This is a genomic window from Winogradskyella haliclonae (genome assembly GCF_014635865.1).
Taxonomy (GTDB): domain Bacteria; phylum Bacteroidota; class Bacteroidia; order Flavobacteriales; family Flavobacteriaceae; genus Winogradskyella; species Winogradskyella haliclonae.
In genome coordinates this window covers 151,425-163,768 of record NZ_BMDQ01000003.1, presented here as the reverse complement: position 1 = coordinate 163,768, position 12,344 = coordinate 151,425, and the positions used below count along the sequence as shown (strand labels likewise).

14 protein-coding genes and 1 riboswitch are annotated in these 12,344 nt (G+C 32.8%); of the genes, 7 read left to right on the top strand and 7 right to left on the bottom strand.

Annotation, left to right across the window (positions count from 1 at the left end; all coding sequences use genetic code 11):
• Nucleotides 1-3 precede the first annotated feature (3 nt).
• Nucleotides 4-1,032, bottom strand: coding sequence for a FecCD family ABC transporter permease (locus tag IEV10_RS11240; protein WP_188374828.1), 1,029 nt, complete (start codon nucleotides 1,030-1,032; stop codon nucleotides 4-6).
• Entirely contained in the window at nucleotides 1,022-2,167 is a 1,146-nt protein-coding gene (locus tag IEV10_RS11235) for an ABC transporter substrate-binding protein (RefSeq protein WP_188374827.1), read from the bottom strand. Before IEV10_RS11235 ends, IEV10_RS11240 begins: the two co-directional genes overlap by 11 nt.
• Before the next feature lie 67 nt (nucleotides 2,168-2,234).
• A riboswitch (cobalamin riboswitch) is annotated at nucleotides 2,235-2,436 on the top strand.
• Nucleotides 2,437-2,500: 64 nt separating this feature from the next.
• Here IEV10_RS11235 and IEV10_RS11230 point away from each other — a divergent pair.
• Both IEV10_RS11230 and IEV10_RS11225 read left to right on the top strand, forming a co-directional pair.
• Entirely contained in the window at nucleotides 2,501-4,372 is a 1,872-nt protein-coding gene (locus tag IEV10_RS11230) for a TonB-dependent receptor plug domain-containing protein (RefSeq protein WP_188374826.1), read from the top strand.
• Between the two features lie 12 nt (nucleotides 4,373-4,384).
• On the top strand, nucleotides 4,385-4,951 hold the full coding sequence (locus IEV10_RS11225) for a PAS domain-containing protein (RefSeq protein ID WP_229719694.1): 567 nt from the start codon (nucleotides 4,385-4,387) through the stop codon (nucleotides 4,949-4,951).
• A 36-nt stretch (nucleotides 4,952-4,987) separates the two neighbouring features.
• Here the strand turns inward: IEV10_RS11225 and IEV10_RS11220 are convergent, their stop codons facing one another.
• Both IEV10_RS11220 and IEV10_RS11215 read right to left on the bottom strand, forming a co-directional pair.
• Complete coding sequence (locus tag IEV10_RS11220) at nucleotides 4,988-5,701, bottom strand: Dph6-related ATP pyrophosphatase (protein ID WP_308694221.1); 714 nt, start codon at nucleotides 5,699-5,701, stop codon at nucleotides 4,988-4,990.
• Nucleotides 5,702-5,713: 12 nt separating this feature from the next.
• Nucleotides 5,714-7,162 carry a GFO_1087 family putative carboxy terminal peptidase gene (locus IEV10_RS11215; RefSeq protein WP_188374825.1) on the bottom strand — a complete coding sequence of 483 codons (1,449 nt, stop codon included), beginning with the start codon at nucleotides 7,160-7,162 and terminating at the stop codon, nucleotides 5,714-5,716.
• 259 nt (nucleotides 7,163-7,421) lie between these two features.
• Here IEV10_RS11215 and IEV10_RS11210 point away from each other — a divergent pair, with 259 nt between their 5' ends.
• From IEV10_RS11210 to IEV10_RS11195, 4 genes are read left to right on the top strand one after another with little or no spacing between them, the layout of a single operon-like run.
• Nucleotides 7,422-7,934, top strand: coding sequence for a GFO_1088 family ECF-type sigma factor (locus IEV10_RS11210; RefSeq protein ID WP_188374824.1), 513 nt, complete (start codon nucleotides 7,422-7,424; stop codon nucleotides 7,932-7,934).
• Complete coding sequence (locus IEV10_RS11205) at nucleotides 7,921-8,400, top strand: PG0215 family putative anti-sigma factor (protein ID WP_188374823.1); 480 nt, start codon at nucleotides 7,921-7,923, stop codon at nucleotides 8,398-8,400. The genes IEV10_RS11210 and IEV10_RS11205 overlap by 14 nt, the downstream gene beginning before the upstream one ends.
• A 19-nt stretch (nucleotides 8,401-8,419) precedes the next feature.
• Nucleotides 8,420-8,992, top strand: a complete 573-nt coding sequence (locus tag IEV10_RS11200; protein WP_188374822.1) for a GFO_1090 family protein — start codon at nucleotides 8,420-8,422, stop codon at nucleotides 8,990-8,992.
• A 42-nt stretch (nucleotides 8,993-9,034) separates the two neighbouring features.
• Entirely contained in the window at nucleotides 9,035-9,553 is a 519-nt protein-coding gene (locus IEV10_RS11195) for a GFO_1091 family lipoprotein (protein WP_188374821.1), read from the top strand.
• Between the two features lie 30 nt (nucleotides 9,554-9,583).
• On the opposite strand, the gene IEV10_RS11190 is transcribed toward IEV10_RS11195, so the two are convergent.
• The 3 genes from IEV10_RS11190 to IEV10_RS11180 form a co-directional block, all read right to left on the bottom strand.
• Nucleotides 9,584-9,820 carry a hypothetical protein gene (locus IEV10_RS11190; RefSeq protein WP_188374820.1) on the bottom strand — a complete coding sequence of 79 codons (237 nt, stop codon included), beginning with the start codon at nucleotides 9,818-9,820 and terminating at the stop codon, nucleotides 9,584-9,586.
• A complete protein-coding gene (gene purB, locus IEV10_RS11185) occupies nucleotides 9,817-11,160 on the bottom strand; it encodes an adenylosuccinate lyase (protein ID WP_188374819.1) in 1,344 nt (447 codons plus the stop codon). Before purB ends, IEV10_RS11190 begins: the two co-directional genes overlap by 4 nt.
• A 96-nt stretch (nucleotides 11,161-11,256) precedes the next feature.
• Nucleotides 11,257-11,820, bottom strand: coding sequence for an adenylosuccinate lyase (locus IEV10_RS11180; protein ID WP_188374818.1), 564 nt, complete (start codon nucleotides 11,818-11,820; stop codon nucleotides 11,257-11,259).
• A gap of 44 nt (nucleotides 11,821-11,864) precedes the next feature.
• Between IEV10_RS11180 and IEV10_RS11175 the strand changes: the two genes are divergently transcribed.
• Nucleotides 11,865-12,344 (top strand): heme-binding domain-containing protein, encoded by a 480-nt coding sequence (locus tag IEV10_RS11175; protein WP_188374817.1) that lies wholly within the window; start codon nucleotides 11,865-11,867, stop codon nucleotides 12,342-12,344.

Here is a 12,344-nt window from a genome sequence, read left to right as displayed (position 1 = left end):
AATTTAAAATATCATTTTTCGTTGTCTAACCAATAACCAAATGACTACTGGCGCACCAACTAAAGCTGTTATGGCGTTAATTGGTAATACATAATCACTACCTGGAATTTGTGCAATACTATCGCAAATTAACATCACTATAGCGCCAAATAGACAAACAGCAGGTAATAAAATTTTATGGTTTGAAGTTGTGAATATTTGTCGTGTTAAATGAGGGATAGCTAAACCTATAAAAGCAATTGGACCCGCAAAGGCAGTAATAGTTCCTGCGATTAAGCTTGTAGCAATTATAATTATAAATCGATTTTGTTTTAAGTTAAGACCTAAACTCTTTGCATAATTATCTCCCAACAAAAGACTATTTAAACCTTTAATAGATAGAATACTCAATACTAATCCAGCTAAGTAGATTCCGGCAAATATGATAAGTTCACTCCAAGATAGGTTACTTAGACTACCAAATCCCCAAAAGATGTATTGTTGCAATTGTTCTGCAGAACTAAAATAGGATAGTACACTAACGACAGCGGCAGTTATGCTGCCAAACATTAAGCCAATTATAAGTATAGCCATTGTATCTCTAACTCTATTAGAAACACTTAAAACAGCTAATAATACCAGAAAACTACCCAAACTTGCTGCAATAACTATACTCCATTTGGTAGCTAAAGCAGTAGCAAATAGTCCACCAAATAATCCAGAACCCAAAATAACTAAAGCAACACCTAAGCTAGCACCAGAGCTAATACCTAAAACAAATGGACCTGCTAATGGGTTCCTGAATAATGTTTGCATTAATAATCCTGAAATTCCTAAACCAGAACCTACCAAAATAGCTGTAATGGCTTTAGGGAGTCTAAAATCTGTAACGATAACTTCCCAAGTAGAATTTTCGATAGTACCAAACAGACTCATAAAAATACTTTTAAATGGAATACTAACAGAACCAAGACTAATGTTTGTAAAAAAACATAAAACTAAAATTATCGATAGCACTAGAAATTGGAGCTTGTATGTTTTTTTAGTCTTCAAATTTCTTGAAAAAGTATGGTTCGTAGTTGACTAATAACTCAGGATGCGCAATTTTTATGATGTCTTTTAGAATTAAGTCTGGGCGAGCAGCACCAAGTTCATAATACAAATTACCGCCTGTTGCGCCAACAGAGTTGGTAAAACTGTAAACTTCTCCACTTTTAAAAGCTTCAAAATTAGTGTAAAGAGGATTTGTATCTTTCATTTGCTTTAAGCTTCTGTAGTAAGATGGACTTAACCATATATCTGCAGCTTTGGCTTTATCTAAAACGGCCTCAAAACTTAGTGACAAACTACCGTTTCCGTCCGTGTCACTCCATAGATAATTAACATTCGCATCTTTTAAAAATTGAGCTTCTGGACTATTGCCATTTGGTAAGTGCCAAATGTCTTTTGTCATAGCACCACTTAAAATTGTAGGTCTGTTTTTTGCGTTTAATGCTATTTTTTTAGCCTTTAAATAGTTTTTTTCAATAGTGTTAAAAATAGAATCAGCTTCTTTTTCTTTGTTAAAAAGAACGCCAAAAAACTTAATCCATTCTGCTTTTGCTAAAGCTGAAGATTCCACCCAATCACCATTATATATAACAGGGATATTAGCTTTTTTAATAGTCTCAAAAGTTTTATTCACACCATCTATACCAAAACCAACAACAACATCTGGGTCAATCTCAATCAATACTTCTGTATTAATACCTTCGTTTTTACCAAGTTCTCTAATAGTTCCATTATCGACTAGTGCTCTCGTTTTGTCAGAAGAAATATAATCTGTACCAGGAAACCCAACTAAGCTTTTTTCAACACCAAGAAGTTCTAAAGCAGGAATATTTGTAGTAGATGTAACAACAATTCTTTCTATAGTATTGGTAATTACGCCATCATAAGCATCTTTAGGAAATGTCATTTTTGCTAATTGCTCAGGTGAAGCTAGTAAATATTGATATTGTTTTTCTGCTTTCGGCCAAGGTTTAGAAATAGTTAGGACTTTATAATCTTGATATTCAGCCACCGAAAACCCTTCAGCATATTTAAGCTGAAGCAGTTTTGTTTGCGAAAATGGTAGGAGTTCGTCTTTTTTTTCATCCTTACAAGCGACAAGGGCCAAAAGTAATATTATGTATTTGTAGAGTTTCAAAAAGGATAGTTTTCTTTCAAAAGTAATATTATTTAGACTTTTAAATGAAAACAATAAAACAATTGTTTAGTTTTGCGCCGAAATCTGGTTCGATTCGTAATTATTTATGTTTCGATTAAAAGGGAATCTGGTTAAAATCCAGAACTGTTCCCGCAACTGTAAGCTAGTAAGCTTGTTGTTACCTTCAAAGTCACTGTTTCAAGTTTTAGAAATGGGAAGACCAACAACAAGACGTAAGTCAGGAGACCTGCCAATTTCAACAAATAAGTACAACTTTCGGGATAAAAGTTTACGTATGGTTCGCTGTATGTTCTCGAGCAATTAAAATTTAAAATGAAAAAACTAAAATGCTTTGGCATGCTTTTTATTGGTATGCTAAATGTTGGATTTGCACAAACACAAGATTCAACTAAAGTCGAAAAGCTAGACGAAGTCGTTATTACAGATACGCGTTTTGCTATTAAACGTGAAAATTCTGGTAAAACAGTAGTAAAAATTACACGAAAAGAGATTGAAAACAACCAAGGCCGCACTTTAGCACAATTAATTAATTCTAAGAGTGGTTTTGAAATTAACGGAACACGTAGTGTTGCTGGTCAGAACTTAGGTTACTTTGTACGTGGTGGTAATAATCGACAAGTATTAGTACTTATTGATGGTATACAAGTCAATGACCCATCCTTACCCAACAACGAATTTGATTTACGACTGATAGACTTAAGTACTATTGAAACTATAGAGATAGTAAAAGGTGCTGCAAGTACGTTGTATGGTAATTCTGCAGCTACAGCAGTAATTAACATTACAACAAGAAAGTCATCTAAAAAGCCAGTGTCTTTGAATGTTACAAGTGTTATGGGTACTAACCAGACGCAAGATGAGGATGATTACCGTGTAGAGTCTTTTACTAATAATGTAAGTGTCAATGGCACTTTAAATGATTTTACGTATTTGGCAAGCTTTGGAAATCAGTTTGCTGAAGGTTTGTCTGCAGCAGAGTCAGCAAACCCTGAAGCGGATCCTTTTTCTAGATATAATGTGAATCTGAAATTAGGTTATGAGTTCTCTGACAATTTAAGTATAACAGCTTATGGAAGTATTGATAGATTTAAAACAGATATTGATGGTTTTCCACCCCCAAATTTTACATTTGCTGATACAGACGACAGGTTTGAATCTAAACAAAAACGCGTAGGGATAGCTCCAAAATTTGCATACAAAAACGGAAGTTTTGAAGTTAATGCCGCTTATACTGATATTGAACGCGAAACCATTTCTGCTTTTGGCTCTATTAATGAAGCGGATAGCTGGGTGATAGATGCTTTTAATAAGTATACATTTAATGATAATATCTATACTATTGTAGGGCTTAATTATGGCGATTATAAAAGTTTGTTTGCTGAAGAAGAAAGCTTTACGAGTACAGATCCTTATGCAAATGTAGTTTACGTTACGGATATTGGCTTAACCATTAATGCAGGAGGGAGATTAAACAACCATAGTGAATATGGTTCTCAGTTTGTGTATAACATTAATCCGTCTTATAAAGTTATGGTTAATGAAGGTTATGCAAAAATATTTGGTTCTTATGCAACGTCATTTATTGCACCTAACTTGTCACAACTATTTGGTTTCTTTGGGCCAAACCCAGATTTAGAGCCAGAAGAAAATCTTACTATAGAAGGTGGCGTAGAGTACAATACTAACGATGGATTACGTGTAAATGCAGTATATTTCAATAGAAATGAAGAAAACACCATCATTTTTGGTTCTAATGGATATGAGAATGCAACTAATGATGCTACTATCCAGGGTTTTGAAGTTGAAGCTGAAGTAGGTATCGTAAAAGATTTATCAATTTCTGCCAATTACACATTTACAGAATTAAAAGATGGGACACGTATTCGCTTACCTAAGCATCGTGCAAATGCGAGTTTAGGTTATGATTTTTCTCCGAGAACTTTTGTGTCTTTAGATGCTCAATATGTTGGAGAAAGGCAAGATACTGACTTCTCAACGTTTACGAATGTTGATTTAGAAGCTTATACATTAATCAACTTGTATTTCAGTCATAAATTGTTGGAGAATAATAAATTGAAAGTTTTTGTAACAGTCAATAATTTATTTAATGAAGACTATTCTGAAATTATAGGTTTTTCAACACTAGGAAGAAATGTTAGTTTAGGATTTAATCTTAAGCTGTAATATGATTGAATTATGAAGAATAATTTAATTAATATGATGGCATTAGACATTTATCTTTCCGCTATTAGTGAAAACAATTTTAATAAAATCTATTCAGAAATTGAGCCTAATGAACTAAGACTTCCTTTAATGAGTTGGGATTTATATAGCGAAGTCAATTCTAAAAAAATGAATGAATCTAGAAGATTTCAGGATATTATTAAAATTAAATCTTTGGCTTCAAAATTTAATTGGCAAAATAATATGGATGCTATTTTTGAAACAGAACAATTTGAAGCAATTATAGTCACTGACATCAATCAGAAAATTTTATGGGTAAATAATGGGTTTTCTGACATGACAGGTTTTACCAAAACGGAGGCATTAGCTAAAACGCCAAGATTTTTACAAGGTTCTAAAACGTCTACAGCGAGTAAGCAAAGAATAAGAAAGCGTCTAAAGGCAGATTTACCGTTTAAAGACGTGATTATTAATCATAAGAAAAATGGAACACCATATAAATGTGAGGTAAAAATTTTCCCATTACATAATAATGGAAATAAAACACATTATATTGCTCTTGAGCGTCAAGTAGGGTAATTGAAAAAAAAAGCCGCTTCAACTGAAGTGGCTTTTTTATGGTATTAAATCGCAGTACCAAAACCCGGTTTTGGCAGACGCGCAAACAGAATCCTCTTTTCTTTTGGGAGTATTATATTCTCTATAAACTTTTTCGCCGACCTCATAATTAATAGGATTTTTAAAAATAGGACCATCAAAACAGAAAGTATGGAATTCACCATTTTCTCCACAAGGATCGACGTCTTTAGGAAGATTGTCTATAAAATGTTGATCTATAATTGTACCAACAAAACTCTCATCAAAATATTTAGAGTTTGCACAAACGATGACTGTTTTAAATTCTAATTCTAAGAAGCGTTTAATTAGTGTCTTCGTGTCTTTTTTCCAAAGCGGATATATAGATTGTAGCTTCTGCTTTTGTAATTGAGTATCTCTGTAAGTTCGTAAATCTTCTAAAAAAATATCTCCAAAAGCAGCATGTGTAAACCCTTTAGCTTTTAATTGGCTTGTAACTTCCAGCATTTTTTGTTCATAAATTAGCATAGTAGGCTGTTCAGGCAATTCAATAATACTAGCAGGGATACCTATTTCTTTGGTTTGAGTAAAAAGTAATTCTGACCTAAGCCCGTGCATACTCACACGATTGTAATAGCTATTAACAGAAGTGATTAATTCTTCAACCTTGTGCTCTTTACCATTTAATAAATCATATAAAGCCAATGCAGAGTCTTTACCAGAACTCCAATTAAAATAGGTTTTGTGTTTGATGATTCTGGTTATTTACTGATTGATATACATGTAACCATCAAGAGGTTCTTCTAATTTCTTCGATTTTAATTCTGGTAAACCTGAATTGTTTGTGAAATTTGAAATACGTCCACTTCCAGTAATATCTGCAATAGCTCTTGCTAATAATGGCTCGTTAGGGTCGCCAAGTGTTCCAAAATTAGCTCTAGACTCTGCTAATTCAATATTAGGTACTAATCCTGTAGACGGAACTAAAACATCATTTAAGTTGGACGAATCACCAATAAGTGGGAAAAGTGCATAAGTATGAGCAGATGTTACTTGTTGTGTCCCAAAATTTGGAGAATCAAATAGAAGTCTATTAATTGTAGTTTTACCCGTCGTTGTTGTACCAATTTGAACAACATCAATATAAGGTCTCAAACTGTTAATGATTAATTCACTTGCAGAAGCAGAATCGTCAGTAGTAAGGACATATACTTTGTCTAAATTTAAACTATTAATTGCTGCTCCTCCGGTTATTGTATTTGTGAAATTAAATGATGTGTTGTTCTCTTGTCTGTTGGGGCCAAACACGGCATTAGAAAACAATTGGTTATTAAACTGGCCAGTAATCATGCTTGCTAAACGCGCTGCAGTAACAATTGCTCCACCGCCATTGTATCTTAAATCTAGAACTAGATGTTCTACATTAGCCGCTTGTAATTGCGCAAAAGCTTGGTTTAACTCTGTTTCAAAATTATCCCTAAAACTATTATACATTATATAACCAATGGTCTCATTATCTTCAACTATAACCTCCACACGGTGAACAGGATTATCAGTGAATGTTGCTTTAGAAACTGTAATACTTGTGCCATTAGGTGTTATAATGTCATCATCAAATGCTTCAGTTCCATTATTATCATAGTCCGCAAAATTGAAAGTTGCAGTGTCTTGAGTTAATAAATCTGAAAAATTTGTTGTATTCAATGTGGTACCATCAACTCCAGTTACGACCATATTTCTTTCAATTCCTGCTAAATCTCCAGTACTGCCATTAAGTACAAGTCTTACAACTGCAAAAACTTCATTAGAGCTTCCTGGAACAGGAAATACAGAAAACCTTAGACCATTGGTAGTTGTTGTGCCTTGAAATAATTCTAATGCAACAAATAAATCTGGAAATATTCTACTAAACCGATCTGTATTACCAGCATCGAAAACTAAAGCGTCAAAAATTGCTTCGGGAGACGAGAATTCACTTAGGTATTGCAAATATTCAGGTGTTGTTTCGTATCTATTATCGAGTCCATTTAATCCGAAACGTTCATTTCTTAAATCAGGGACATCATTACCATACACATAAAATTCATTCATGCCTTTCCATACAAAGTCCTTAACGTCATTTGTCAAAACGAGATTATCATCTCTATCTTCAAAACAGCTTGAAGCCAAAAGGGCTAATGTTAGTGTAAGTAATAATACTTTAAATTTTTTCATCTTTCTTTTTCTTTGGGTTTACTGTAGCAATTATAGATATCAGTTGTAAAACTCTAAATTTACTTACAATATTGTAGAATTAAAAAGAAAATACGATGAACGATTTTTAAGTCAAGTATTCTATAATTATTTTTAATTTTAAATTATTGAAAATCAAATAATTGCAATTTATTTTTAAACGATTGTAACAAAATATGTTATACATCGTCGTAATTATGAAAGCAAGTAAAATTGTTTTTCAACCAATCAAAACCAAGTAATGACACAGGCAGATTTTGTAAGCTTAGTGATGCCATTTAAGGACAAAGTGTTTCGTTTAGCAAAACGTTTACTGGTTTCTCGTGAAGAAGCCGAAGATGCAACACAAGAAATACTTTTGAAATTATGGAATAACAAACAGAAAATCAGTGACTATAAAAATGTAGAAGCATTTTCTATGACCATGACTAAGAACTTTTGTTTAGATCGTTTAAAGTCTAAACAAGCTCAAAATCTAAAGATAGTACATAGTAATTATCAAGATAAAGGTCACTCGTCATTGCAAAAACAAGTAGAAGCAAGAGATAGTGTTGACTGGGTCTCAAGCATAATAGAAACATTACCAGAACAACAAAAAATTATAGTTCAGCTTAGAGATGTAGAGCAATACGATTTTGCAGAGATTTCTAAAATGTTAGACATGAACGAAACAGCAATACGTGTCGCCTTATCAAGAGCTAGAAAAGCTATAAGAGAACAATTAACTAAGACACATAGTTATGGTATTAAATAGTATCGAAAAATTATTAGAAAAGTACGACAATGCAGAAACAACACTGCAGGAAGAAGCACAATTAAGAGCATACTTCAATAGTGCTAATGTAGCACCTCATTTAGAGTCTTACAAGCCCTTATTTGTCTATTTTACTAATACGCAGCAAGAAGCGTTTACTAAAGACGTTCCATTAAACACTAAGAAGAAATCAAATTTCTACCAATGGATTTCAGTCGCAGCAGCCGCAGTTTTGATGTTTGGTATTATGATACCACAAATGTGGAGTAGCCCAACGTATTCTCAAGAAGAAATAGAATTGTATAACAAAACAAAAAATGCTTTGGCCTTTATGTCTTCAAATTTTAATGAAGGCGCGTCAAGTATCAATGTCTTAGAAATGGCATCAGATAACTTTAATGCAGGAATTTACAAAGCAAATTTTGTAAAAGAATTCGGAAAAACAACAAACAAACTTTTAAAGTAATAACACAAAAACAAGAATCATGAAAAATTTAATTTTAATAGTAGCTTTTGTATTAACATCGGCGGTGTCTTTTGGACAAGGAATCTTTGATAAATTCGAAGACTTAGACGGTGTAACATCAGTAGTAGTTAACCAAAAAATGTTTAAGATGTTAGCAACTATGGGTATAGATTTAGATGACCCTGAAGCTCAAGAATTTGTAGATATGGCTAAAAATATTACTGGCTTTAAAGTATTTACAACAGGAGACGAAAGAATATCTGCGGACATGAACTCTACAGTGAAGTCTTATTTAAAGAAGTCTGACTTAGAAGAGTTAATGCGTATTAAGGATGGTGATCAAACAGTATTCTTTTATGTTAAAGAAGGTAAAGATGAAAACCACGTAAAAGAGTTATTAATGTTTGTCAACGGTCTAAAAGAAATGACTAAAGGACAGGATATTGAAATTAATGGTAAGAAGCGTGAAATTGAAACTGTAGTATTATCTCTTACTGGTGATATTGACTTAAGACAGATTTCAAAATTGACCAACCAGATGAATATGCCTGGGGGTGATCAGCTTAAAAAAGCGAATAAGAAGAAAAACTAATTATCAATTATTATGCAATTTCAATCAATCAAAAAACTTGTGATGTTAGCCCTAGTTGTTACTGCTTTTGTAAGCTGTAGCAATGGGCCAACATTGCAAACTTATTATGTAGATAATGAGTTAAAACCTGGGTTTACAACCTTTGATATTCCTACTAGTTTTATCGATGTAGATAAAGTTGAACTCTCAGAACAACAAGAGAAAGCTTACAAGTCAATCGATAAGCTTAATGTCTTGGCGTTTAAAGTAGATAGTAATAATATAGATGTTTACAAAACTGAGCTAGAAAACGTAAAAACAATTCTTAAAGACCCTAAATACGAAGAATTAATGCGTGGTGGTAATACTACAGATGGGAAATTTGTAGTTAAGTTCATAGGAGATGTTGAAAGCATTGACGAATTAATTGTTCTAGGAAATGCAAATGATAAAGGTTTTATGGTTGCTAGAATTTTAGGTGATGATATGAATGCGAATGATTTAGTTTCATTAAGTACAATTATGAACGATGTAAAATTTGAAGATACAGACCTTAATGGCTTAACAGATTTTTTTAAATAGACTGACCTCTATTTATTGAAAATTAAAATGTTAATTAGAATCGTCCTTAGGATTTTCCTTTGGACGATTTTTTATAATCTCTTTTTTAAATAAAATAATAGATACTATTAATCCAAGAGCACCAGTAAGTCCGATTAATAAAATCTTTACAATTACAAAATCAAGTATATCAAAAAGCCCAGCCCCAAAAAAAACAATAGTGATGATTACCACAAAAATTAGCGATATTGTGTTGTTATTTATAGGAAAGGGTAACTTAAATTTCATATGCCCGTATAATTACTAGGAGTAATCGTCTTTAGTTCATTCTTAATGGTATCTGGGACGTCTAGAGTATCAATAAAATTAGAAATCGAAGACTGCGTAATAGCTTCATTGGTTCTAGTTAATCCTTTTAAAGCTTCGTATGGGTTTGGATAATTTTCTCGTCTTAAAATCGTTTGTATGGCTTCTGCTACAACAGCCCAGTTGTTTTCTAAATCTTGTTTAAACTTTAGGTCATTCAATAACAATTTCCCTAGACCTTTTAACGTAGATTTAAACGCAATTAGTGTATGTGCAAATGGCACACCTGCATTTCGTAAAACGGTACTATCTGTTAAGTCTCGTTGTAATCTTGATATAGGTAGTTTAGCAGATAGATGTTCAAAAATAGCATTAGCGATACCAAGATTGCCTTCACTGTTTTCGAAATCAATAGGGTTTACTTTATGCGGCATAGCTGAACTTCCTACTTCTCCTTTTTTAATTTTTTGCTTAAAATAATCCATAGAAACATAGGTCCAGATATCTCTGTCTAAGTCTATAATTATGGTATTGATGCGTTTTAAAGCATCAAATAAAGCTGCCATATGGTCGTAATGCTCAATCTGCGTCGTTGGGAACGAATGTTGTAAACCTAGCTTTTCTTGTACAAAGCGTGTTCCAAAATCTTTCCAATCTATATTAGGATAGGCAACTTTGTGCGCATTAAAATTACCAGTTGCACCTCCAAATTTGGCTGCACTTGGAATGTCATTCAGCAAATTAAATTGTTCTTTTAATCTAACGGCAAACACTAAAATTTCTTTTCCTAAACGAGTAGGAGAGGCGGGTTGGCCATGCGTCCTAGCAAGCATAGGTATAGCTTTCCATTCTTCTGCAAGACTTTCAATTTTTTCTAAAAGTGTAAAGTATTCTGGGACATATACATCATTCATAGCATCTTTAATACTTAAAGGAATAGCTGTATTATTTATGTCTTGAGATGTTAATCCAAAATGAATAAATTCTTTGTATTCAGAAAGTCCTAAAGCATCAAATTTTTCTTTGATAAAGTATTCTACTGCTTTTACATCATGATTAGTGACCTTTTCAATATCTTTAATTGCAGTAGCATCTTCAGCTGAGAAATCTTTGTAAATAGCTCTTAAGTCCTCAAAAATAGAAGCATTAATAGATTCTAATTGCGGTAATGGGATTTCACAAAGTGCAATAAAGTATTCAACTTCTACTAAAACACGATATTTTATAAGTGCTTCTTCAGAAAAATAATTACCTAGAGCGTCGACTTTAGAGCGATATCTGCCGTCAATTGGAGAGATTGCATTCAGTGATGAGAGTGCCATTTGCGTTTAGAATTTTAAAAACATCAAAGATAACAAAGTCAGATAGAAGTAAGAAGCAGCAAGCACTAAGATTTACTAAAATTTTACTTATGCCATTTATTTGTCTATTTTCTTTAAAATATGCCTAGCTCGGGCTTTAAATCCAGAACTTTGCATTTGGTAATCGCGTTTAAGTATGATGGCTAATTCTGGATGAATCCAATCTATCTCATTACCAAGTAAGAACAAACTATTCATGGCATAGGCTTTAGGTGCTATTTTTTCGTCATTAATCATCCAATCAAAACACGCCTCTACAATCTTTTCTTTATGAGTTTGAGTGAGGTGCGTTTTAATTTTGTTCTCAGTTTTTGAGTAATAATCTTTAATTAAATACTCACAAACCTTTGCAACGGGTCGCACTGCTGGGTCCAAATGGACTTTTGACATATGTTCTGTAAAAGTGTCTAAGTAAGGTATAATAGCTTCTAGTTTTTCGCCACACATAAATTCAAAAACCCATGCCGCACGGCAAGATATTTTATCATCTACTGTAAAAAGAATCTCTAATAGCGGTGGAATTAACTCAGGATTATCAATGACAAGATTTGCATAAAACAGGCGTTTCTCTCGTGAATGATTTACGTAATTTAATTCTTTGTAAAGTTGGTCTTTTGTCAAAAGGTTTCTTATTTTAACGCTTCTAAATTAATTAAAATAACACGATGAAAAAATTGCTCAAAAAATTAGGTTTAGCTCTATTAATAGTATTTGTACTTGCTCAGTTTTTTGGGCCAGAAAAGAACGAAGGTGATTTGGCATCGATTGATGCGTTTTTAGCTGAAACTAATCCACCTGAAGACGTAAAAATTATATTGAAAAACGCTTGTTTTGACTGCCATAGTGATAGTACTAGATATCCTTGGTATAATGCAATTACACCTGTGAATTATTGGTTGAATGACCATATTAAACATGGGAAAGGTCATTTTAATGTGTCTAAATGGAATGATTATTCATTAAAGAAAAAAGATCATAAGTTTGATGAGCTTATAGAAGAAGTAGAAGAAAAAGAAATGCCTTTACATAGTTATACATGGACACATGGTGATGCAGATTTATCGGCAGAACAAATTAATGCTGTTGTGAGTTGGGCAAAAGGTGTACGTACTAAATATGCCCTTCAGATGAAGCAACCAGAATAG

Excerpts from the sequence above, each read along its gene's own strand:
- IEV10_RS11200 (WP_188374822.1), top strand. The coding sequence starts at position 8,420 with ATGAAAAATTTAATTTTAATAGTAGCTTTTGTATTAACATCGGCGGTG.
- purB (WP_188374819.1), bottom strand. The coding sequence starts at position 11,160 with ATGGCACTCTCATCACTGAATGCAATCTCTCCAATTGACGGCAGATAT.
- IEV10_RS11205 (WP_188374823.1), top strand. The coding sequence starts at position 7,921 with ATGGTATTAAATAGTATCGAAAAATTATTAGAAAAGTACGACAATGCA.
- IEV10_RS11195 (WP_188374821.1), top strand. The coding sequence starts at position 9,035 with ATGTTAGCCCTAGTTGTTACTGCTTTTGTAAGCTGTAGCAATGGGCCA.
- IEV10_RS11225 (WP_229719694.1), top strand. The coding sequence starts at position 4,385 with ATGAAGAATAATTTAATTAATATGATGGCATTAGACATTTATCTTTCC.
- IEV10_RS11215 (WP_188374825.1), bottom strand. The coding sequence starts at position 7,162 with ATGAAAAAATTTAAAGTATTATTACTTACACTAACATTAGCCCTTTTG.
- IEV10_RS11190 (WP_188374820.1), bottom strand. The coding sequence starts at position 9,820 with ATGAAATTTAAGTTACCCTTTCCTATAAATAACAACACAATATCGCTA.
- IEV10_RS11210 (WP_188374824.1), top strand. The coding sequence starts at position 7,422 with ATGACACAGGCAGATTTTGTAAGCTTAGTGATGCCATTTAAGGACAAA.
- IEV10_RS11175 (WP_188374817.1), top strand. The coding sequence starts at position 11,865 with ATGAAAAAATTGCTCAAAAAATTAGGTTTAGCTCTATTAATAGTATTT.
- IEV10_RS11230 (WP_188374826.1), top strand. The coding sequence starts at position 2,501 with ATGAAAAAACTAAAATGCTTTGGCATGCTTTTTATTGGTATGCTAAAT.